This is a genomic window from Cyanobium sp. BA20m-14 (assembly GCF_024346295.1).
Genome location: NZ_JAGQCR010000029.1, coordinates 1 through 20,078, shown reverse-complemented (window position 1 = coordinate 20,078; position 20,078 = coordinate 1). Strand labels below are relative to the sequence as shown.

Genomic DNA, 20,078 nt, shown 5'->3' with positions numbered 1-20,078 from the left:
CTTATTTCCGAGCTCAAGAGTTGCTAATCCAGGGACACAGCTATCTCGATGGAAGCGGGGACGTAGACGCCTGTGAAACCGAGCTCTGACAGTGGCATTTTGCAATATCGCGAAGCCGCATTGATGGTTGACACTGGAGCCCGTGGAGGTAAAGCCTTGCCTGCCGATGTAGTGGATTGACACAGCATGTGGGCTTGGTATATTCAGGGGACCACGCCAATATCAGATGATTACCGGATCCGACCTGCTCGCCAAGGTCAAGGAACTGGGCGATGTCTCCAAGTCAGAGCTCGTGCGTGAGTGCGGCTATGTGAGCACCAAAAAAGACGGCGGCGAGCGCCTCAACTTCACCGCTTTCTATGAGGCCCTGCTGGGCGCTAAGGGTGTAAGCCTCGGCACCGATACCGCCGGAAGGGGCAAGGGTGGGCGCAGCCTTAGCTATGTGGCAACTGTTCAGGGCAACGGCAATCTGCTGGTGGGCAAGGCCTATACAGCCGTGCTCGACCTACTGCCCGGCGATGAGTTCGAGATCAAGCTTGGCCGTAAGCAGATCAAGCTGATTCCCCTGGGCAGCGCAGATGAGGAGTGAGCAGACACCAGCCGTGATCTCGTGCGCTGTGAAAACCGGCACCCGAAAATAGGTGCCGGCATAACCGCCTGCAATCCCTTGGTGGGGATACAACCACAACGATTGGCGCAGCGGAGTGGTCGCGCAAAAGGCGACGTATCCGCTGGCCTTCGGCGGAACGCTCATCAATGGCCTTGCGGCGTTCATTGGCCAACCGGAACATCAACGTGGGCAAGACGTTGTAGGTGTGGACCGCCGTGGCCTCCTCAGAGAACAGGATCCGAGCCGTGGAAGGGAAAAACGGCTGAAGACCAGACCCGTAACCAACGCGGTCACGAACAACCCCAGCAAGGACTCGGCGGTGATGAGCAGATTGCTGTAAAGGCTTGTCGGAAACAATGCCCCCTAGCCGATCGAGCCCAAGGTATGGAGGCTGAAGAAAAAGATCCCCAAAGCTGGAAGCGGTTCCATCCACCCGTGCGATTCCCTGGGGATCGAGTACATAAAGACCCGCGACAAGCAGGCTGAGGAGCAGGTAGCCGGAGGCAACCAAGCCGAAAAAAAACTGGCCAGGGAACAGCCAGCAAAAGGTGATTGGGGTACCGCAAACGCCGGACCCAGTTCGCCGGATTCACGGCCGAAACGATGCCACCGTGCTTCTGAAGCCGCTCCTGCCCTGGTATTGAAGGCTCTCCCTTGATCGGTCCCCGCGGTTTACAAGATCTGCGCCCGTGCCAACCCGCCCCACTCGGCTGGAGCGCACGAAATGAAAACTCAAGCCATAGCGTTCCAGAGCAGGCAACCAGTCCCCGGCTCTGGTGGGCAGGCACCTTTAGCCAGTTGTAGTCAATGCTCGCTAACGCAGCTGTAGTGCTCAGCGTTTCCGCGCAATTGTGCGAATTCCGGGTGATCTGGATCAAGGGCCTGCCACCACCAGCGCCCATCGGAGTAACTGGCAATCCCAGCATTATTGGTACGTGGTAATTGCAGACTCAGTTCGCGCCAGCGCAGCACCATGAAGGCTCCAGGCACTGTGTCGTCGTTGCTATTGGGGATATCTACAGCATCCACAGACCCGTTGAAGGCGATTGCATCCAGCGAGTCGCCCTCACAGAGGAAATGCTGCGCGGCGCCACTGCTGGCATATGCGCTTGGCGCCGTCAACAGCATCAACAGGCTCATGGCAATGGCAACAATCTCTCTGCGCAATTTCCTTTCCCTTATGGCAGTCAGGTGCGATTCACTTTGGCAGTTAATGGGCGCATCGTCATCAGACGTCGGCATGGACCGGCTGGCAAAGGTCACGCCTCTCTAGCCAGAAGCCAGCACAAACAGAATAAGATCCATTTTGGTGAATCAGTGAGCAGAAGTGGGATCCCCTTGTGGGCGCCTCGAAAATTAAGGGATTTGCCAGCCTCAGCAACCGTTGTATTTCAGTCAAGAAGGATTCCAGATAGGGCTGCCGATGTCACCATCACCTGGCTACAGGTGGGCCATGGCAGGACGTAAGCAGGCAGGTCAGTCACGTCACCTGCAGCGCGACTGGACTAGAAGACTGCACCACTAGCGACTAGTTTCAACCTTTAGGGGCCAGAATCCAACTTATGGAGCTCCATGCAGACCTCAGTCAGCGGGCGGTGCTCGACACCAATGCTCTCAATTGGAACCAAACCCCTATGGCGGGGGTGGAGCGGCGCCTACTTGATCGCAATGGCGGCGAGGTAGCCAGGGCAACCTCGATCGTGCGCTATGCCCCAGGCAGCCACTTCGAGCGCCATCTTCATGGCGGCGGCGAAGAGATCCTGGTGCTGGAGGGCACTTTCTCAGATGAACAAGGCGACTACCCAGCCGGCACCTACCTGCGCAACCCCGCTGGCTCCAGCCATGCTCCATTCAGCGAAGCGGGCTGCACCATCCTGGTCAAGCTGCACCAGATGCACCCGGCAGATCAGCAGCAGCTGGTGAAAAACACCAATAAAGAAGCCTGGATTCCAGGACTGGTCAGGGGGTTGGATGTGCTGCCGCTGCACGCCTTTGGCTCTGAACACCTAGCCCTAGTGCGATGGGCCCCGGGAACGGTGTTTCAGACCCACAGCCATCCAGGTGGGGAGGAGATTCTGGTGCTCGCAGGCGTATTCAATGACGAACACAGCACCTATCCGGCTGGCAGCTGGCTGCGCAATCCGCCCGGCAGCGTGCACAGGCCATGGAGCGAAACCGGTTGCACGATCTGGGTTAAAACCGGCCATCTACCGGAGACGATTGCTCCGCAGAGCCCCCTGATGCACGAATCAAAGAGGTGACTTCCTTCCTGAGACAGGGGGAGACACGCTGCATAACATTGCAGGTTTGATAGCTCACAGTTCAACAGAGATACTTGGCTAGAATGAAACCAGCATGACCGATACGGAAAATAAATTCAAATGAGCCCGTTTCCAGCCCTACCCCTTTGGCTTACATGGGCTTTACTTTCAGCAATTTTTGCTAGCGCTTCTGCCGTACTCGGCAAAGTAGGACTTGAAAACATTGAGGCCGACCTAGCCACCCTTATCCGCACAGTGGTCATATCAATATTCTTGCCGTTGCTAATCATTGCAACCGGCAAATGGAGCAATCCATTTGAACTATCACAACAGACTTGGGTATTCATAACCCTGTCCGGCATTGCCAGCGGCCTGTCTTCCTTCTGCTTTTTTAGGGCATTGAAACAGGGAGATGCGTCATTAGTGGTGCCCATTGACCGCCTCAGCTTGCTGTTTGTCGCCCTTATCGGATTCGCCTTTCTTGGCGAACGCCCCTCAGCTACTGGCTGGACAGGACTATTGCTCATCGCCGGAGGAGGATTGCTGTTATCACTAGCCGAATAAATTCCAAAATAGATTATATTATTAGCCGCAGCCAATCATATTAGCCGCCAAGCTGATAAAATTAAATGCATCATTTCCCGATGCCAAAATACGCTGGCAACATCAAAGCCCAAGAGAATGCGACGCTACTCTTCAGCGTTACCCTCAACCTTTCCAAAGACATTACCCCATACATCACCCTTGACATCCCCCCAAACGCTTCCCTCAACATTGCCATTAACATTACCTAAAACATGGCGGCCAACATTTGCACCAACATCACGTCCGACATATCCTTCTACACTTCCTTCAACGTCTCCATGTATATCACCGCGAACACTGCCCTGAATGCTACCGGTAACGTCCCCCCAGACATTTGCATTGACTTGGAGAATACGAAGCTTGCCGTCTACAAGTCCAAAAGTGACAAGCTTATTGATTTCCTCGATCTCAGACATTCTCTTAGATACTAAGTGAGTAGTGCAGCATAGACCATGGAGAGGATTGCCAAAACATTATTCTCCGTGGCTACGATCCCACTGCAGCGTCAAAGTAGGTTGCTCCACGCAAGCTATTACTAGCGGATGACCAACCAGTTCAGAAGAAACGCAGGCTGATATCAAGCTCCTTAGTAGGGGATAGCGCTCCACCATCGCTGCGTATTCAGGTGAATTGCGATAGGAGTGCTCCAGAAGCCGGTAGTCCTGATCTGGCTGCATCGCACCAGCGGGAGCGCCATACAGAATCGAAGAGGGCTCTGCCTTGTCTAGGTCCGCTTCAGGATCGATTGGCCTAAGACTCAATTTTTCGGTTGACATGGACATATTAAGTGGGTGCGCTCGGGGCTGCTTCAGAGGGCTCCTTTACAAAACTGGCGCAGCGGAAAGGCAATTGAGCCTGATGTCAGGGGGATCAAACAGAAGCAGCTGACTCAGTGGTTCCGCTGGAGGGGCCATAAGCCTCATTTCTAGGCAGCCAATCCATAGGCCGCGCCATCAGCCGGATCATTTATTCCCAGCTCCAGGCGCCAATCGCCAACGGACCGCTCCCAGCCCACCTCCCACCGGGCCGCTATCAAGCAGTGGGCCTGATGGCCGATCGCCATGCCGTGAGCCACCGCCTTGGCTAGTTCCTCATAGCGCTGCAGCTGAAGGCGGAAGCTGGCTAGTTGGCCGGCGGTGGTGAGCAGCACATAGGCGGGAAAGCCGATTTGGGCGGCGGTGATCGCCAGCACGCCGCTTTCGCCTGCTGCTGAGGTGCCAAAGCCACCCACCACATGGTGGATGTCGTGGGTGGTGGCTACCCGTTGGGTGAGCCATTGGGCCTCGCTATCAATCGGGCGCGGCCGGAAAAATTCCGGGTCGTAGTTGAGCCGGCGGATCAGCTCGGCGTAGCTGCGGCCCAAGCTCCCCACTGGAAGCTGGATCAGCCGCTCGATGTCGGGCTGCAGCGGCGGATAGCGCTGCTCGAGCATTTCCGCTCCACCAGCCACCGCCTTAAGCGCCTTATCGAATCGACCATCTGGGGACTATCGATCATGTTGTCGAGCAGATCGGCTATCGAGTTCAGATCGCCGCCACTGCGACCTATCGCGGCAAGCAGTTTGAGGTTGTTGGCCGCCCGCAGCAGCGCACCAAACCGCGACATAAACCAATCTCAACTGCCTCCAGTATGACTGATACTTTCCACCTTCACGAGCAAGTGGTGGAGCAGTGGACAAAAGGCTCAAGGATTCATACGAACACGAACCGATCTATTATATTCAAAATTCGAGATCATTCCATCTGGTGAGACGATAACCTCCAGTTTCCAGAGTGGCCGCTTTGCGCTAAGTCGTCCGACCAGGAGGAACACCAAGAGACTGGTAACGATATCCCCTAGAGCTGGACTTGTGGTGGCCTTCGCCATGATCCCTGAGGCGCTCAGGCTTGCTCCCACTCAATCTTCACCACATCTACCGGACCGCGGCCGCCGCGATTCAGCTCAGTGGCGGCTCGCAGGGCAGCTTCGTGGGTATGAAAAAGAAAGGCATCAGAAGTGCTATCAACATCGACGAGTCGCTGATCCTCGCCGGCAATGGCCAGAAATGTGCCATCGCTAAGACGCTTCAGGGCATATCGCTCAGCCTGGGTGCAGTCCATCGGATGGGATGGATCAATCTCGGGAGCCCAAAAATGCATGGCTTCAAGCCCTTCGCCTATACCTAATAAACCTAGCCAGGGCTGACGCTGTCGACTACGCCCGGCAGGATCATCTCAAGCACGGCGCCGCCTTCAGCCTGGTTGCTCGCCTGGATCCGTCCGCCGTGGGTAACGGCGATCTGCTGCACGATCGACAAGCCCAGGCCACTGCCGATCCGGTTACTTCGGGCCCGAGATGGATCACCTCGGTAAAAGCGTTCAAACAGATGGGCTAGGTCTTCTTCGCTAAGCCCGGGTCCCTGATCAGCCACGCTCAGCTGGCACCACTCACCGCGGCGATCAAGGCTGACCCGCACCACCCCACCATCGGGGCTGTAGCGCAGGGCGTTATCAAAAAGGTTGAGCAGGGCCCGGTGCAGGCGGGAATTGTCGCCGCTCAAACGCAACTGCGCTGGTGCAACTAGCTCAAGAGCTATCTGGCGTTGATCTGCCAGCGGCCGCACGCTGGCCCATACCTGCTCCACCAGCTGGGGCAGATCCACCACCATGGCCCGTGGGCCCGTGCCCGGCAGGGTGTTTTCCAGGCGGGAGAGCTCCAGTAGGTCGCCCACCAGCTCCTGCAGCCGCAGCAATTCCCGCTGCAACCGCTCCACCAGTCGCGCATTCTGGCTAGTTACCTGGGCAGCGAGGCTATCGCCCACCAGCAGCAGGGCGGTGAGGGGGGTTTTCAATTCATGGGCCACATCACTAACCCAGCGCTCCTGCTGCTCGAGCTGGGCATCAAGGGAGCGGCGGCTCTGCAGTTGCACCACCAACCAGCCATCTCGTCCCGGCACCACCATGGCGTCTAGGTCATGGCCGCCGGAGTGCAATTCCAGCCGCTGGGGGCGATCCTGGCGGCGGGCGATGCGGATGCTGCTGGCCAGGCCTGGATCTGGGTAGACATCACCGAAGGGTTGGCTTAGCAATTGGCGGCCGGCATCAAGCTGCAAGATCCGCTCCGCCCTTGGGTTGATATGGCCGATCAGGCCTTGGCGATCCAGCAGGATCCAGCCAATGGCGGCGGAATCCATCCAGCTCAGCAGTTGCCGGGCTGGGGGCAGGGGGCGGTTCAGGCCAGCTCGACGCCGCCAGGAGGCCCCTCCACGCCTGCTAAGGGGGCTGATAAGTGGGCTGGCAAGCAGGCCTAGCCCTATCCCCAGGCTCAACGCAAACAGCAGCTCAAGGGCTCTAGCCAAAGCGATAACCAAAACCCCGCACCGTAATCAGATGCACCGGGGCTGATGGACTCTCCTCCAACTTCTCCCGCAACCAGCGGATGTGCACATCAACGGTTTTGCTATCGCCAATGTAGTCGATACCCCAAAGTTGCTCCAGAAGCTGATCGCGGCTCCAGACCCGCCGTGGATTTTGCATAAACAGCTCCAGTAATCGATATTCCTTCGGCGATAGGTTTACCTCCACTCCGTCCCGCGTCACCCGGCATTCGTCCTGGTAGATGCAGAGGTTGGCGTGCTCCAGCACCTTGGCCCGGCTGGCTTGGCTAGATGAGCGCCGCAGCAGGGCCCGGCACCTGGCCACCAGCTCCCGCATGCCAAAGGGTTTGACCAGGTAGTCGTCGGCACCCACCTCGAGCCCCAGCACCCGGTCGGTTTCGGTATCGCGGGCACTCACCACCAGGATCGGCGTTTGGTTGCTGTGTTGTCGCAGCTGCCGGCAAACATCCAGCCCGCCCAGCCCCGGCAGCATCAAATCCAGCACCACCAGGGAAAATTGTTGGCCATCGGGCGCCTGCTGCAGCATTTGCAGGGCGTCGCGGCCATTGCCACAGGCCTGGACGCTGAACCCCTCCAGCTCCAGGGCTTCGCGAATCGTTTCGCGAATCGTTTCGTCGTCTTCGACTACGAGCAAGGAAGGCTGCATGTCGCCATTCTCGCCGGCCAGCTCAACCCCCCAGAACGTTGCTTCAACCACAGCGATAACCATGGCCACGAACCGTGGTGATCAAGCTGGGTTGGGCGGGATTCTCCTCCAACTTGAGTCGCAGCCAGCGGATGTGCACATCCACGGTCTTGGGATCGAGCTCCACGGCCTCGCTTTCTCCCCACACCCGAGCCAGCAGCTCATCGCGACTCCAGATCCGGCGTGGATGCTTCAAAAAGAAGTGAAGCAGTCGAAATTCCCGTGGTGACAGGCTCACCTCGGCACCATCGCGGCACACTCGGTGTTCCTCCACAAGCATGGAAACCCGGCCGCAGCGCAGGGAAAGCGAGTTTTCCGAGCCGAGTTGGTGGCGGCGCACCAGGGCCCGGCAGCGGGCCAGGCATTCCGCCAGTCCAAAGGGACTGGGCAGCACGTCATCGGCGCCGTCCTCGAGGCCCCGTACCCGGTCGGTCTCGGAGACTCCAGGGCATAGCAGCAGCACAGGAATCGGCGTGCGGGCCGTGCGTACCTGGCGGCACAGCTGTCGGGCAGCTTCGCCCAGGCTGCCATCCAGCACAAGCAAATCCCAGTTGAAACTTGGCCCCAGCTTGGAGGTCGCCTGCTCTGCATCAGTGCAAACGGTTACTTCGTAGCCCTCATCGCCAAGCTTTTGATGCAGGCAGGTGGCTGCGGTGCAGTCGGAGTAAACGAGCAACAGCCGTATGGACGGCTGATTCATCGATGCTGGTTGCGCTGCTGGGGGAGATGGCTCACCACCAGTCGCCGCTGGCTATCGATGTGGAGCCAGCCCTCATCGCGCAGGGCGCCGAGAATCCGGGTAACGGTGACCCGGGTGGTGCTGAGGGTGCTGGCCAGCTCCTGGTGGGTGAGCTTCACCTGAAGGCGCAGACCCTGTTCACAGGGCTGGCCGTAGTCGTTAGCGAGCAACTCAAGGAACCCGCGCACCCGATCTTCGATGCGGCGCAGGCCGAGCAGGGCAAGCAGGGCCTCACTTTGGCGGTAGCGAGAGGCCATGCCCTGAAGCAGGCCCATAGCCAGATTGGGTGAGCGCTGAATTTCTTCGCAGCTGACGCAGAGCAGGTCGCTATCTACCAAGGTGTTGGCCGCATAGGCCTCAACATTGGTGAGGGGATCGCCGAAGGGCTCGTTAGGGCCGGCTAACCCCAGCAGCAACTCATCACCATGGATCGAAATCGCGGTGAGTTTCACCATGCCCCGCACAACCAGCCAAACGCTGCGCTTAAGCAGGGGCACCTGGCTGCCCGCCGCAAGGTGCACCAAACTGCGCTTCTCGTAGCTGGTCTCAAGCAGATCGCGGAAGCTATCGCTGCGACCCGGCTGAAGAGAGGGCGTGAACACCATCGTGGAGCAAGCCAGTGGGCTGGCACAACGCTATGGAGCCAGCTGCGCTGCCAAGCAAAGGCTCGGTAGTCCCGGGTTTAAGACCCGGTTAGGGCGGGTGGAGGTGGCGTTGGTGGCCCCAGCAAAGCCCCCCGCAACAGCCAGAGGCTCTCGCCCTGCTGCCAGAAGAGCCAAAGCCGATATCCATCTATTAAGGAGCGGCCATGGAGCTCAGCGAGGGCCAGGGGCGCGGCGGCGCTCGGGCTGCTGAGGCGCAGGCTGATGTCTTCGGGCAAGGTGCCCAGGCTCGCTGGTAATTCCTGCTCCTTGCCTCCATCCCATAGGGCTAGAAGGGCACGCTCCTGGCCGGGAAGCAGCCACCACTGGCGCCGCTGCAGGGCAACCAAGGCGGCGCCAGCTTCCCTGGGCCGCCCACCCGTAGCCACTTGCCGGGCCAGGCGAAATGCCTCGCTGGGCTGGCGCGGCAGGCCTGCGGGATTGATTTTAGTTGGCGGCCCGCTAGCGGCGGCAAAGGGCTGGCGGCGGCCCTGCTCGCTTTGGGAGTCGCCGGCGAAAGCACCAGCGGGCAGGCTGGAGGGTGGCGGAGGCGGCAGGCCTGCCAGACCTTGCAGCGGAATCGTGGCCAGGGAGCTAGTCGTGCCAAAGCCTGAAGCCGTGCGGCTCCAGCGCAGCAGGGTGGCCGTGTCCTCTTCCAGCACGGCCCGGCGAGCGCGGCGGCCATCGCTTCCGGGCTGGTGCAGGGCCATCAACAGCAGCAACTGGCAAATAAGGGCGGCCAGCAGGGCAGGAGCCCAGCGCCGCACCATCGGCTCAGCCAGCTTTGGGTGTAGGTGCAGGAAGTTGGATTTCAAGGTGCAGTGGCAAGGAATCGAGCTGGCTGAGCAGGCGGCGGACGTCACCCCAGGGGGTGTCGGGATCGGGCACGATCCGCAAGCGATTCGCCCTGCTGCGCAGGGCCGGTGCGGCAAGCAAGCGCCGCAGCTCGGCGGCGGCAATGGGCTGGTTCCAGAGCCTCAGGCCACCGTCGGCAGCGAGGTGCAGGCTGATTACCCCCTGGGCCAACGGGCGCTGCAGCCTCACCTGGGGCAGCAGCAGCAGGCCCAGGGAAAAAGCGCATAGAGCCGTTGCCAGCAGCGCATGGGAGAAGGGTTGCAGCAGCCAGGCTTGCTTCACCGCATTCCTCCCGGCCACTCCACCAGCACCGGCAAGCGGGAGTGGTGCTGCAACCAATCGAGAGAGGCGGCCACCTCAGCGCTGGCCAAGCCAGCCGAGGGCTGGAAACGCACAGCCACCACCGCGGGCGGGCGAGCCTGCAGTTGGCGAAGCAGGCCCTCATCCGCTTGGGGGGCACCGTTGAGAATCCAGCGGCCGGATGCGGCGCGGGCCACAACCAAAACATCACCGCCGCCAAGGGCGGGCTCGGGGTGCACTCTCAGGTTGGCTTGCTGCACCAGGCTGGGCAGGGCAGCAACTGCCAGCAACACGGTGATGCTGGTTGCCACCAGGGGCACCAAGGCGGTTAAGAGCCCTGGTTGTGCGGCGCTTGGCTGCTGCATCAGGGGTTGGCGCAATGACGCAACTGCCAGCGGCGCAGCCCCTGGTTGAGCAACAGCAACGCCATCGCCACAAAAGTGATCTGCAGACCAAGCAGGGTGGGAAGCAACACGTCGCCGTAGCCGGCCAAGGGAGCACCGGGCGGCAGCAGCAGCTGGCTGCCTAGTTGCTTCAGCACAGCCATTAAGCCAGCCGTCGTGCCGATCAGGCCCAGCAGCGGAGCCAGCACCACTGCTGCCTGCAGCAAGGGCTCACCCCAAGTCATCTGGTGGTCACAGTCGTCAAGCAACTGAAGGCGGAGCTCCGCAGAAGGTGCCTGCGCCAGCGCCGTACGCAGCTGCCGCCAGGAACGGCGACCACGGGCAAACCAGCGCCACCAAAACGCACAGCGATCAAATCCCACGGTGAATACCGCCACCGATAAAATCAGCAGGGGCACAGCTACCGGACCGCAGGCCTTCCACAGAGACAGGAAGGAAGCCATGGCTCTTGCCGAATGGAGTGAGGATATGGAGCGCTTGGGGGCACCGCCGGTATCGCCCCTGCTTGACATGGGCTCGGGCGCCTGCACGGATTAAAGGGTGATCGGCTTAAAGATTGATCGGCTCCACTCCGCTCACCACCGGCGCCACGGCGCTCAGCTCCAGTTGCGGGTGCTCCTCCGCCAGCTGACCCAGGTTCCAGCTGTTCTTGAACAGCAGCACCGGCCGGTTCCAGGCATCCCGCACCGTCTTGCAATTAAAGATCCGCCCCACCTGCTCCAGCGCTGGCCAGCCGCCGGCCACCCAGCGAGCTACCGCAAAACCGAGCGGTTCAAGCCGCGTCTGCACGCCGTATTCGTGCTCAAGCCGGTATTGCACCACCTCCAGTTGCAGCTGGCCCACCGCCGCCAGGATCGGATCGCGCTTGCTTTCATCTGTGTCGTAGAGGATTTGCACCGCCCCCTCCTCGCGCAGCTCATTGACACCCTTGCGGAAGCTCTTGAACGCCGATGGATTGGGGTTGCGCAACCAGGCAAAGATCTCCGGCGAGAAGCAAGGAATCCCCTCGTATTCCACCTTCTGGCCCAGATAGAGGGTGTCGCCAATGGCGAACATGCCCGGGTTATTGAGGCCGATCACATCGCCGGGGTAGGCGTCCTCCACCACCTCCCTGTCCTGGCCGAACAGCTTCTGGGGGCGCGATAGGCGAATGGCCTTGCCGGTGCGGGCGTGCTGCACCGTCATGTCCTTCTCAAACTTGCCGCTGCACACCCGCACAAAGGCCACCCGGTCGCGGTGACGCGGATCCATGTTGGCCTGCAGCTTGAATACAAAGCCGCTGAAACCGGGGCCGATCGGATCGATCTCACCGGCATTGCTGGCGCGGCCCACCGGCTTCTGGGCCAGCTCCAAAAAGGCATCAAGAAACGGCCGCACGCCGAAGTTGGTCATCGCCGAACCAAAGAAAACAGGGGAGAGCTCACCGGCGTGCACCAGCTCCAGGTCGAGGTCGGCACCAGCCCCCTCCAGCAACTCCAGTTCCTCAAGGGCCTGAGCCAGGAGCTCCGGCTCCACGGCCCCCGTATCGCGGGCTTCCTGCACCGTGAGCAGCTTTTCCTCGCTCTGGCGGCCGCGCTCGGCGCGCTGAAACAGGATCACGTCGTGGCTGCGACGATCGATCACGCCGCGAAAACGATCGCCGCTGCCGATCGGCCAGTTCACCGGCCAGCAGGCCAGACCCAGCTCCTGCTCGATCTCATCGAGCAGCTCAAGGGGCTCGCGCCCTGGCCGATCCATCTTGTTGATGAAGGTGAAAATCGGGATGCGCCGCATGCGGCACACCTCAAACAATTTGCGGGTCTGGGGCTCCAAGCCCTTGGCCGCGTCTTCCAGCATCACCGCGTTGTCGGCGGCGGCCAGCGTGCGATAGGTGTCTTCTGAGAAGTCCTGGTGGCCGGGGGTATCCAGCAGGTTGATCGTGCTGCCCGCATAGTCGAACTGCAGCACCGTTGAAGTGATCGAGATGCCTCGCTGCTTCTCCAGCTCCATCCAGTCGGAGGTCACCTTGCGCTGCTCCCCCTTGGCTTTCACGGCGCCGGCCTGCTGGATCGCGCCCCCGTAGAGCAGCAGCTTCTCTGTGAGGGTGGTCTTGCCCGCGTCGGGGTGGGAGATGATCGCAAAATTGCGGCGGCGACTCACCGCCTCGGCGAGGGCCTGCAGTTCTGGAGTGCTGGTGGCGTGGGGATCGTTCAAACCGCTCTGGGGGGCCGATTCGGTGCTGGGCATCGGCACAGCCTGACAGGCAAGAGCCAGCTCACGCCCACCTGGCTAGCCCCCAGCCTCCTGCTGGCAATGGCCCTCGCCGGCTCAGGCTGCTCCGCTCCGGAAAATCATCGCGGCAGCTCAACGATGGCGCTGATCCGTAACCGGGGGCAGCTGATCTGCGGCGTTGAGGGCACGATGCCAGGCTTCAGTTGGCTGAGCCCCAGCAACCGGGAACAGGGGCTAGATGCGGACCTCTGCCGCGCCGTAGCGGCCTCCCTGCTGGGGGATGGGGAGCGGGTGCGCTTTATTCACCTCAGTGCCGCCGAGCGGTTCACGGCACTGGGGAGCGGCGAGGTGGACCTCTTGGCCCGCAACACCTCGATCAGCCTGAGCCGCGATGCGGCAGGGGGGAACGCCATCAGCTTTGGGCCCATCGTCTATTACGACAGCCAGGGATTGCTGGTGCCGGTGGCCAGCGGTGTCCGTGCCGCCGCCGATCTGGCAGGCCAACCCATCTGCGTGGTGACGGGCACCACGACGGAGCAAAACCTGGCGGACTGGGGACGGCGCAACAGCATCGCCATCACGCCGCTCAAATTCCAAACCCACGACCAGAGCCTCACCGCCTACCTGCAGGGCCGCTGCACAGCCGTGACCAGCAGCAGGGCACTGCTGGCAGCCCGCCGCAGCACCTTCCGCAATCCCCAGGCGCACAGGCTGCTGAAGGAGGAGCTCAGCCAGGAACCCCTAGCTCCAGCCACCCGCCAGGGAGATCCCGGATGGGCCGATGCGGTGCGCTGGATCGTCTACGCCCTTATCCGCGCGGAGGAGTTGGGCCTGACCCAGGCAAACCTGAAGGCGGAAGCGGCGGCAGCACAGCGCGATCCCCGCCGACTGGAGCAGCGCCGGTTTCTGGGAGTGGGGGCCGACCTTGGCCGCCAGCTGGAGCTACCCGCGGATTTCGGCGCCCGAGCGGTGGCTGCGGTTGGAAACTACGGCGAATTGTTTGAGCGCCATCTGGGGCCGAGCACCCGCCTGGGATTACCGCGAGGTCGGCAACGGCTGGTCGACGATGGCGGTTGGATCCAGGCGCCACCCTTCCGCTGAAAACCACGAAGCGTCTTCAGGTGGGAGGGTCAGGTAAGGGGGGCAAAAAGTATCACCGCTAGCGCTGGCCCCCTGGACAACCACGATCCCAAAAGCGTTAAATCATTTTAACTACGCATCAGCACGACAGGATGTCGTGCCCCAGGCGAATGATTAGATAGATATGGAGAACTTGATTGGCGTGCAATAGCAGGTAGACCTTGGCCGAGAGTGCGACACCGATTTATTTTATGGAGCGATATTCATGGCTTTATGGCGAAGTCGGGCTTGATCTCGTGGCAAACGCCGAGCACGCCTACGACTTTGCCGTCCTTACCTATCCAGGGCGTTTTCAGCGTCTCAACATAAACTTTCTTTCCATTAAGATAAACCAACCATTCATTGTTACGGGTGGGTTTACCACTAGCCAGCATGGCTTTGTCATACGACTGGAAGGGCTTGGCCATTACTTCTGGGAAGAGATCTAAATCGGACTTGCCAATGAGTTGATCGAGCGGCTTGCCGAGCAAATTGGACCATGCGGTGTTGCCACCGCGACAAATGCCTTGCGTGTCCTTGTAGAAGATTATGTCCGGAATGGAATTCATCGCAGTGGCGATGGTTTCGAGTTGGGCCATAGGGTTGGCGCCGGCGGCCAATATGTATACGTAGGGGAGACCCTGCATTAGGTTTGCCCTCTGTTGCTTATCACAGGGGAACATAGTTAACCCCTGAGCAGGGATATAGCCCCTAAAAGACACACCCACCGTTCGCAAAGTCTTCTCAGTTACCGAAGGCATCTCGAAGTGAAGGATTTAAGCATGCGCCTTGTTTGTCATCGAGCAAGACAACGCCTAAGCCAGCCGGCCCCATACCTCCAAGTAGCGCTCCTGCCGCGGCGCCACCTGGAGCTGGGCGGCCAGCCCGGCCTGCTCCAGCTGCTGCTGCACCTCCTCTGGGGTGAAGGCCGCATGCAGGGAAGCCCGGTAGTCGCGCCGCAGCACCTCGGGCGCTCCTTCCATCTCGGAAGCCACCAGGGCCTCAACTGCCTCGCCGTTATCGGGCCGGCGCAGGTCTTGGACATAAACAAAGGCCCCAGGGGCGCCGAGCTGGGCCACCGTCTGCCAAAGCGCCGCCGGATCATGCAGGTGGTGCAACAGGCTGTTGCTCACCACCGCCGAGAAGTGAGCTTCAAGCTCGCCTGCGGCAGCAAGGGGCAACAGCGCCTGCACAAAGCGCAGCCGAGCCGCCAGATCCGGCGACGCTCCGGCCAGGCGCTCGCGCGCCACCGCAAGCATCCGAGGCGCCCCGTCGAGCCCTAAAACCTTTGCAGCAGGCCAACGGCTGGCCAGAAGCAAGCTGATGTTGCCCGGGCCGCAACCCAGATCCACCAAGGCCGTGCCTGGATCTTCAGCGCAGAGCTGAGCTAGCCGCTCCACCATCGCCGCATCGGAGGCGGCGAAATCGGCCTGGGCATAGGCCAGCACCTGGCCTGCCTCGTCCATCAGCTCCGGCTCCGGAATGCGCAGCATCAAAATTCAAGATTTCCAGATCCACTGTGGCGCAGCCTTGCTGGGCAGTGCACTGTCGCTGGTGTCTACCAGACATTGCACACCCCACCTGTGGCGTTATGGTTCGGCTCAACTTCGGGCCGTACTGCCTGTGACGCTCTCAGCCACGCCCCCTACAGCCGCCAGTCAGAACGCCGAAGCTGCTACGGCGGAAAAGGCTTTTGCCGCCGCCAGCGGCAGTCCGGCGGGCGAGGCTCTGGATTTTCCAGCCACCGCTCCTGCTGCCAACCCGGTGTTTTACCGGACCTACAGCCGCAAGACCGAGACCGGCAGGGAAAGCTGGCACCAGGTGGCTGAGCGCAACCTCGGCGGTCTGAGCAAGCTCGGCAACCTCAGCGAGGCGGAGGTTGAGCTGATGCGCCGCATGCAGCAGCAGCAAAAAGCTCTGCCTTCAGGACGCTGGCTGTGGATCGGCGGCACCGAATGGATCGAGCAACAGCACAACTTCTCTGGCGCCTACAACTGCACCTCCACCAACCTGGTGGACTGGGAAGCCTTCGGTCTAATGATGGACCTGGCGATGATGGGCTGCGGCACCGGCGCCATCATCGAGCCGCACCTGATTGGGCGCTTGCCGGCGGTGCGCAACCGGCTCAGCATCGCCGCTGTGACCGATATCGGTGCCACTCCGGCTGGCCAACGGCAGGAGCACACCAGCCACAGCATCGAGGCCAACCGAGTTGCCATCAAGGTGGGTGACACGCGCCGCGGCTGGGTGGACAGCTATCAGCTGCTGCTCAATCTCTGCAGCGACGAGCGCTTTGACCCCACCAGCCCCATCGAAATCAGCGTCGATCTCTCCGATGTGCGGCCCGTGGGCGAAACCCTCAAGGGCTTCGGTGGCATGGCCAACCCGGTGAAACTCAAGGACCTCTACGGCCGCGTAGCCCAGATCCTCAATAAGGCCCAGGGCCGCCAGCTCACCTCGGTGGAGTGCTGCCTGCTGATCGATGAGGCTGCCGTCACGATCGTGGCCGGCAACATCCGCCGCAGCGCCGGCATGCGCCAGTTCTGCGCTGACGACAACTCCGCCGCCGGAGCTAAGGAGAACCTCTGGCAGCAGGACAGCGAGGGCAACTGGAGCATCGATCCGGAAAGGGATTCCCTGCGCATGGCCAACCACACCCGGGTCTTCCACAACCGGCCCGACCGGGCCACGGTGCTTGATGCTGTTGTTAAGCAGTTCCAGAGCGGCGAAGGCGCGATCCAGTTCGCTCCCGAGGCCATCGCCCGCTCCAACGCCGACCTGCTCAGCACCCCAGAGCTGCGCACAGAGTTCATCGGCATCTACTGCGACCAAGGCCGCGAGCAAGCCGGCCGCTGGCTCACCACCCACCACCCCGAAATCGGCGCCGCGGAGCTGGAGCACCGCCTAGGCCGGTACGGGCTAAACCCCTGCGGCGAGATCCTCGGCGCCGACTTCCACTGCAATCTGGCTGAAATCCACCTCAACCAGATCGACCCCGCCGATCTGGTGTCCCAGGAGGAGGCCTTCCGTGCCGCCGGCCTGGCCGTGGCCTGCCTGCTCAACCATCGCTTCGAGGTGGAGCGCTACCGCCAGAGCCGCGCCTGGGATCCGATCGTAGGCGTGAGCTTCACCGGCCTATTCGACTTCTTTGTGCACGCCTTTGGCACGCCCTGGCTCACCTGGTGGGAAGCGGGGCGGCCCAACACGGCCGAAGGCCTGGCCTTCAAGGCAAAGGAGGCCGAATTCTTGAGCCGCTGGAAGCAGGTCGTCAATACGGCGGTTTGGGACTACTGCGATCGTCACGGCCTGCGCCGCCCCAACCGATGCACCACCGTGCAGCCCGCTGGCACCAAGAGCCTGCTCACCGGAGCATCACCTGGCTGGCACCCCCCCAAAGCCCAGCGCTTCATCCGCCGCATCACCTTCCGCAAGAACGATCCTGTGGCCCTTGCCTGCATGGATTACGGCTACACAATCGTGCCCTCGCAAAGCGATAAGGACGAACAGGGCCGCCTGCTTGATGACCCGTTTGATCCCCGCTGCACCGAGTGGCTGGTGGAAATTCCCACCGAAGTGAGCTGGGCAAATATTCCCGGTGCGGATGCGGTGGAGATCAACAACTTCTCAGCCCTGGCCCAATTCGACTTTTACATGCAGGTGCAGAAGCACTACACAGCCCACAACACCTCAGCCACGGTGGAGTTTCGCGAAAACGAAATAGAAGCCCTGGCAGATGCCATTTATCAGGCAATCGATCAAGGCGAGGGCTACATCTCTGCAGCCCTATTGGCCCGTTTTGACGCCAACGCCACCTTCCCGCGGCTGCCATTTGAACCAATCGACCATGCAACCTACCTGCGTCTCAACGCTGAGGTGGCCGCCCGGCGCAGCACCACCTGCTTCTTTGAAGCTCTTCAGCGCTACGACCGCGGTGAGCTGGTGGAGGCAGGCCCAGCTGGCTGCGATTCAGACAAGTGCCTACTGCCTTTGGCTAAACCGGGCAACAACTGACCAATTAAGATGAAACATCGGTGTGGCAATGCCGCACCGACCCTCTGGAGAGGTGGTCGAGTGGTTGATGGCTCTGGTCTTGAAAACCAGCGAAGTGAAAGCTTCCGCGGGTTCGAATCCCGCCCTCTCCGTTCCAATGACATCAGCAGTTCCCAGCCCCGCAAGTGCTTGCAGGGCTGGTCTGGCATCAGTCATGAAGGTGGCTGAAGCGGCGCATTGCTACGGCGGGCTCCGCGCAGGCGCGGTTGAGCTCCCTTTCGAGATTGATTATGCGCTTCTCCCTTAGGCAGTATTTGCAGCCGCCGGTGGTTTGAAGGTGCTTCTCGGGGGTGATCGAAATCTCTTTGACTGGATGCATATTGCAGCGAATCTTGATTGGGGTCTTGTAGCTCTTGTAGAGGATGGCTGCGTAGTCGTATTGATCGCCAAAACGGGATCGGGCCCTTGCCAAAAACAGTTCACGACTGATTGGGTTGCCCATTTCCAGGCCAGATCGGATCAGTGAAGTTGCGGCATATTACGGGGGTTGCCGCCCCAGGCCAATGCGCCGGCACAGACCGTCACGTTGCGTGATGCGGTTCAAAAGATATGGGTTTGGCTCACTTGATCCCATCTTTTCTAGGCTGCTCTTGAGCGCCATGAAGGGAGTGGTGATCAGGCAGGGAGCAATCCCTGCTTTTTTATGGCCTACAAATTCCTGTGGTGCGAATCTGGGGGCTACCAACCCAGCCTGGCTGTTCATGGCCCCAGAGAGTCCCCAGCGTCCCCCCTGGCTGAATTGGTTGTTTCTATTGGCGTTCCTTTGGAGCTCCTACCAGCTGGCTGGCCTCTGGTTTGCGCGCCTACACAGCTAGGGATATAGGTTGGGCACGAAGAACTGCTCGTTGCGTGGCGGACGAGCCGTGCCCTTGGGTGGCTTGCGGGGCGGCAGCTTGATCGCTGGAGGTGTCATGTCTTCGTAGGGAATCTTGCTGAGCAGGTGGTGAATGCAATTGAGGCGGGCGCGGCGTTTGTCGTCTGCCTCCACGGTGAACCAGGGCGCTTCGGGGATGTTGGTGTGAGCAAACATATGATCTTTAGCGGCTGAAAAGCTTTCCCACTTGTTGCGGGCCTCCAAGTCCATCGGACTGAGCTTCCAGCGGCGGGTGGGATCTTCGATACGGGACTGGAAGCGGCTTTCCTGCTCCGCATCGCTCACTGAAAACCAATACTTGAGGAGCACGATTCCAGAGCGCACCACCATCCGCTCAAATTCCGGGCAGCTCTGCAGAAACTCCTCCGTTTGGGCTGGTGTGCAGAAGCCCATTACCGATTCCACCCCAGCTCGGTTGTACCAGCTGCGATCAAATACGACGATTTCCCCAGCTGAAGGGAAGTGTTCGACGTAGCGCTGGAAGTACCACTGGGTTTTCTGTTGATCAGAGGGGGTGCCCAAGGCCACCACCCGGCAGCCACGGGGGTTTAGCGGTTCGGTGATTCGTTTGATCGTGCCGCCCTTACCGGCCGCATCCCTGCCCTCGAACAGCACGATCAGCCGAAAGCCAGAGGCCTTCAGCCAGTACTGCATTTTTACCAGCTCCACCTGCAGCCTAGTGAGCTCTTTCTCGTAAACCTTGCGATCTAGCCGGCCCCCATTGCTGGCCAGATCTTCCAGCAAAGGTGACGGGTAGTAGCGATCGCTGAGGGACCCCAAAAGGGGTGGCTGGGGCTTGCTCGAGTTGGGGGCTTTATCGCTTTTCTTGTGTTTTCCCATTGCTGAGAGTCTCCATAACTAGCTGCGGCGGCTGGGCTGGGGCCATAAAGCTCGCACCAGACGGATGATCCCAGCAACCACCAAGCCCAGGGCCGCAATGGCCGCCAGCACCAGCAGAACCACCGCCAGCAATTGCACCAGTCCCCAAAGCGCCTGCTGCACCCCGCCGATCAGGTTGGCTAGGGCGGTGCTCAGCACCAAAAAGGTGTCGAAGCGCTCCGGTAACTGCAGCAAGGCCAGCATCAGCCCGGCGCCGGCAGCGCCCAGCAGCAGGGCGATAGCGGCCTGACGCCAGCGGGCCGGGCGGTGGCGGCGGCGAAATACCCGTCCGGTCGACGCGCCTGTGGTGGGCAATTGCAGGGCGCGGCTACGGGGGGAGGTCATACCTCGAGGACGTAACCGGCACCGCGCATCCAGCGCTCGAATTCCATCAGCACCAACTCGTTGGGGCAGTCGATCAAGGAGAGATCTGCCACGGTGCAATCCCCCTGGCCGCCGTGATGCAGGGAGATGCGGAAGTCGTCGCCA

The 20,078-nt window shown here is 60.9% G+C and carries 23 protein-coding genes and 1 tRNA gene; 6 read left to right on the top strand and 18 right to left on the bottom strand.

Features of this window, described 5'->3' with window-relative positions:
- Positions 1-226: 226 nt before the first annotated feature.
- Positions 227-589, top strand: a complete 363-nt coding sequence (locus KBZ07_RS04620; RefSeq protein ID WP_254930509.1) for an AbrB family transcriptional regulator — start codon at positions 227-229, stop codon at positions 587-589.
- A gap of 825 nt (positions 590-1,414) precedes the next feature.
- On the opposite strand, the gene KBZ07_RS04615 is transcribed toward KBZ07_RS04620, so the two are convergent.
- Positions 1,415-1,852 carry a hypothetical protein gene (locus tag KBZ07_RS04615; RefSeq protein ID WP_315860138.1) on the bottom strand — a complete coding sequence of 146 codons (438 nt, stop codon included), beginning with the start codon at positions 1,850-1,852 and terminating at the stop codon, positions 1,415-1,417.
- A gap of 320 nt (positions 1,853-2,172) precedes the next feature.
- On the opposite strand from KBZ07_RS04615, the gene KBZ07_RS04610 reads away from it, so the two are divergent.
- On the top strand, positions 2,173-2,871 hold the full coding sequence (locus KBZ07_RS04610) for a cupin domain-containing protein (RefSeq protein WP_254930508.1): 699 nt from the start codon (positions 2,173-2,175) through the stop codon (positions 2,869-2,871).
- Positions 2,872-2,991: 120 nt separating this feature from the next.
- Positions 2,992-3,435 carry an EamA family transporter gene (locus KBZ07_RS04605; protein WP_254930507.1) on the top strand — a complete coding sequence of 148 codons (444 nt, stop codon included), beginning with the start codon at positions 2,992-2,994 and terminating at the stop codon, positions 3,433-3,435.
- A gap of 125 nt (positions 3,436-3,560) precedes the next feature.
- Here the strand turns inward: KBZ07_RS04605 and KBZ07_RS04600 are convergent, their stop codons facing one another.
- The 12 genes from KBZ07_RS04600 to KBZ07_RS04545 form a co-directional block, all read right to left on the bottom strand.
- Positions 3,561-3,872, bottom strand: coding sequence for a hypothetical protein (locus KBZ07_RS04600; RefSeq protein ID WP_254930506.1), 312 nt, complete (start codon positions 3,870-3,872; stop codon positions 3,561-3,563).
- A 509-nt stretch (positions 3,873-4,381) separates the two neighbouring features.
- Positions 4,382-4,888: a Coq4 family protein gene (locus KBZ07_RS04595; RefSeq protein WP_315859532.1), complete on the bottom strand. Its 507-nt coding sequence runs from the start codon at positions 4,886-4,888 to the stop codon at positions 4,382-4,384.
- A 448-nt stretch (positions 4,889-5,336) separates the two neighbouring features.
- Positions 5,337-5,555, bottom strand: coding sequence for a hypothetical protein (locus KBZ07_RS04590; RefSeq protein WP_254930505.1), 219 nt, complete (start codon positions 5,553-5,555; stop codon positions 5,337-5,339).
- Between the two features lie 71 nt (positions 5,556-5,626).
- A complete protein-coding gene (locus KBZ07_RS04585; RefSeq protein WP_254930504.1) occupies positions 5,627-6,628 on the bottom strand; it encodes a cell wall metabolism sensor histidine kinase WalK in 1,002 nt (333 codons plus the stop codon).
- 157 nt (positions 6,629-6,785) lie between these two features.
- The gene (locus tag KBZ07_RS04580) at positions 6,786-7,478 is read right to left on the bottom strand and encodes a response regulator transcription factor (protein ID WP_254930511.1); all 693 of its coding nucleotides are present in this window, start codon (positions 7,476-7,478) and stop codon (positions 6,786-6,788) included.
- Positions 7,479-7,521: 43 nt separating this feature from the next.
- Entirely contained in the window at positions 7,522-8,217 is a 696-nt protein-coding gene (locus KBZ07_RS04575) for a winged helix-turn-helix domain-containing protein (protein ID WP_254930503.1), read from the bottom strand.
- A complete protein-coding gene (locus KBZ07_RS04570; protein ID WP_106633013.1) occupies positions 8,214-8,861 on the bottom strand; it encodes a Crp/Fnr family transcriptional regulator in 648 nt (215 codons plus the stop codon). Before KBZ07_RS04570 ends, KBZ07_RS04575 begins: the two co-directional genes overlap by 4 nt.
- A gap of 77 nt (positions 8,862-8,938) precedes the next feature.
- Positions 8,939-9,667, bottom strand: coding sequence for a hypothetical protein (locus KBZ07_RS04565; RefSeq protein WP_254930502.1), 729 nt, complete (start codon positions 9,665-9,667; stop codon positions 8,939-8,941).
- 4 nt (positions 9,668-9,671) lie between these two features.
- Complete coding sequence (locus KBZ07_RS04560; RefSeq protein WP_106633011.1) at positions 9,672-10,034, bottom strand: biopolymer transporter ExbD; 363 nt, start codon at positions 10,032-10,034, stop codon at positions 9,672-9,674.
- A complete protein-coding gene (locus tag KBZ07_RS04555) occupies positions 10,031-10,363 on the bottom strand; it encodes a hypothetical protein (RefSeq protein WP_254930501.1) in 333 nt (110 codons plus the stop codon). Before KBZ07_RS04555 ends, KBZ07_RS04560 begins: the two co-directional genes overlap by 4 nt.
- 53 nt (positions 10,364-10,416) lie before the next feature.
- Entirely contained in the window at positions 10,417-10,899 is a 483-nt protein-coding gene (locus KBZ07_RS04550; RefSeq protein WP_254930500.1) for a MotA/TolQ/ExbB proton channel family protein, read from the bottom strand.
- Between the two features lie 106 nt (positions 10,900-11,005).
- Positions 11,006-12,682: a peptide chain release factor 3 gene (locus KBZ07_RS04545; protein ID WP_254930499.1), complete on the bottom strand. Its 1,677-nt coding sequence runs from the start codon at positions 12,680-12,682 to the stop codon at positions 11,006-11,008.
- Between the two features lie 123 nt (positions 12,683-12,805).
- Between KBZ07_RS04545 and KBZ07_RS04540 the strand changes: the two genes are divergently transcribed.
- On the top strand, positions 12,806-13,768 hold the full coding sequence (locus KBZ07_RS04540) for an amino acid ABC transporter substrate-binding protein (protein ID WP_254930498.1): 963 nt from the start codon (positions 12,806-12,808) through the stop codon (positions 13,766-13,768).
- Between the two features lie 242 nt (positions 13,769-14,010).
- On the opposite strand, the gene KBZ07_RS04535 is transcribed toward KBZ07_RS04540, so the two are convergent.
- Together KBZ07_RS04535 and KBZ07_RS04530 are read right to left on the bottom strand one after the other, a co-directional pair.
- Entirely contained in the window at positions 14,011-14,385 is a 375-nt protein-coding gene (locus KBZ07_RS04535) for a PAS domain-containing protein (RefSeq protein WP_254930497.1), read from the bottom strand.
- A gap of 216 nt (positions 14,386-14,601) precedes the next feature.
- Positions 14,602-15,279, bottom strand: a complete 678-nt coding sequence (locus KBZ07_RS04530) for a trans-aconitate 2-methyltransferase (RefSeq protein WP_254930496.1) — start codon at positions 15,277-15,279, stop codon at positions 14,602-14,604.
- A 235-nt stretch (positions 15,280-15,514) separates the two neighbouring features.
- Between KBZ07_RS04530 and nrdJ the strand changes: the two genes are divergently transcribed.
- Both nrdJ and KBZ07_RS04520 read left to right on the top strand, forming a co-directional pair.
- Entirely contained in the window at positions 15,515-17,797 is a 2,283-nt protein-coding gene (nrdJ, locus tag KBZ07_RS04525; protein WP_254930510.1) for a ribonucleoside-triphosphate reductase, adenosylcobalamin-dependent, read from the top strand.
- Between the two features lie 46 nt (positions 17,798-17,843).
- Positions 17,844-17,928, top strand: a tRNA-Ser gene (locus tag KBZ07_RS04520).
- A gap of 56 nt (positions 17,929-17,984) precedes the next feature.
- On the opposite strand, the gene KBZ07_RS04515 is transcribed toward KBZ07_RS04520, so the two are convergent.
- The 3 genes from KBZ07_RS04515 to KBZ07_RS04505 all read right to left on the bottom strand — a co-directional run bounded on the left by KBZ07_RS04515 (position 17,985) and on the right by KBZ07_RS04505 (position 19,934).
- Positions 17,985-18,278 carry a hypothetical protein gene (locus KBZ07_RS04515; RefSeq protein WP_254930495.1) on the bottom strand — a complete coding sequence of 98 codons (294 nt, stop codon included), beginning with the start codon at positions 18,276-18,278 and terminating at the stop codon, positions 17,985-17,987.
- Between the two features lie 369 nt (positions 18,279-18,647).
- Positions 18,648-19,550, bottom strand: coding sequence for a polyphosphate kinase 2 (ppk2, locus tag KBZ07_RS04510; protein WP_254930494.1), 903 nt, complete (start codon positions 19,548-19,550; stop codon positions 18,648-18,650).
- A gap of 18 nt (positions 19,551-19,568) precedes the next feature.
- Positions 19,569-19,934, bottom strand: coding sequence for a hypothetical protein (locus KBZ07_RS04505; protein ID WP_254930493.1), 366 nt, complete (start codon positions 19,932-19,934; stop codon positions 19,569-19,571).
- Between the last annotated feature and the right edge of the window lie 144 nt (positions 19,935-20,078).

Coding starts and splice junctions, on each gene's coding strand:
- KBZ07_RS04620 (WP_254930509.1), top strand. CDS start 227: ATGATTACCGGATCCGACCTGCTCGCCAAGGTCAAGGAACTGGGCGAT.
- KBZ07_RS04615 (WP_315860138.1), bottom strand. CDS start 1,852: ATGCCGACGTCTGATGACGATGCGCCCATTAACTGCCAAAGTGAATCG.
- KBZ07_RS04610 (WP_254930508.1), top strand. CDS start 2,173: ATGGAGCTCCATGCAGACCTCAGTCAGCGGGCGGTGCTCGACACCAAT.
- KBZ07_RS04605 (WP_254930507.1), top strand. CDS start 2,992: ATGAGCCCGTTTCCAGCCCTACCCCTTTGGCTTACATGGGCTTTACTT.
- KBZ07_RS04600 (WP_254930506.1), bottom strand. CDS start 3,872: ATGTCTGAGATCGAGGAAATCAATAAGCTTGTCACTTTTGGACTTGTA.
- KBZ07_RS04595 (WP_315859532.1), bottom strand. CDS start 4,888: ATGCTCGAGCAGCGCTATCCGCCGCTGCAGCCCGACATCGAGCGGCTG.
- KBZ07_RS04590 (WP_254930505.1), bottom strand. CDS start 5,555: ATGGACTGCACCCAGGCTGAGCGATATGCCCTGAAGCGTCTTAGCGAT.
- KBZ07_RS04585 (WP_254930504.1), bottom strand. CDS start 6,628: ATGGATTCCGCCGCCATTGGCTGGATCCTGCTGGATCGCCAAGGCCTG.
- KBZ07_RS04580 (WP_254930511.1), bottom strand. CDS start 7,478: ATGCAGCCTTCCTTGCTCGTAGTCGAAGACGACGAAACGATTCGCGAA.
- KBZ07_RS04575 (WP_254930503.1), bottom strand. CDS start 8,217: ATGAATCAGCCGTCCATACGGCTGTTGCTCGTTTACTCCGACTGCACC.
- KBZ07_RS04570 (WP_106633013.1), bottom strand. CDS start 8,861: ATGGTGTTCACGCCCTCTCTTCAGCCGGGTCGCAGCGATAGCTTCCGC.
- KBZ07_RS04565 (WP_254930502.1), bottom strand. CDS start 9,667: ATGGTGCGGCGCTGGGCTCCTGCCCTGCTGGCCGCCCTTATTTGCCAG.
- KBZ07_RS04550 (WP_254930500.1), bottom strand. CDS start 10,899: ATGGCTTCCTTCCTGTCTCTGTGGAAGGCCTGCGGTCCGGTAGCTGTG.
- KBZ07_RS04545 (WP_254930499.1), bottom strand. CDS start 12,682: ATGCCCAGCACCGAATCGGCCCCCCAGAGCGGTTTGAACGATCCCCAC.
- KBZ07_RS04540 (WP_254930498.1), top strand. CDS start 12,806: ATGGCGCTGATCCGTAACCGGGGGCAGCTGATCTGCGGCGTTGAGGGC.
- KBZ07_RS04535 (WP_254930497.1), bottom strand. CDS start 14,385: ATGGCCCAACTCGAAACCATCGCCACTGCGATGAATTCCATTCCGGAC.
- KBZ07_RS04530 (WP_254930496.1), bottom strand. CDS start 15,279: ATGCTGCGCATTCCGGAGCCGGAGCTGATGGACGAGGCAGGCCAGGTG.
- KBZ07_RS04515 (WP_254930495.1), bottom strand. CDS start 18,278: ATGGGCAACCCAATCAGTCGTGAACTGTTTTTGGCAAGGGCCCGATCC.
- ppk2 (WP_254930494.1), bottom strand. CDS start 19,550: ATGGGAAAACACAAGAAAAGCGATAAAGCCCCCAACTCGAGCAAGCCC.
- KBZ07_RS04505 (WP_254930493.1), bottom strand. CDS start 19,934: ATGACCTCCCCCCGTAGCCGCGCCCTGCAATTGCCCACCACAGGCGCG.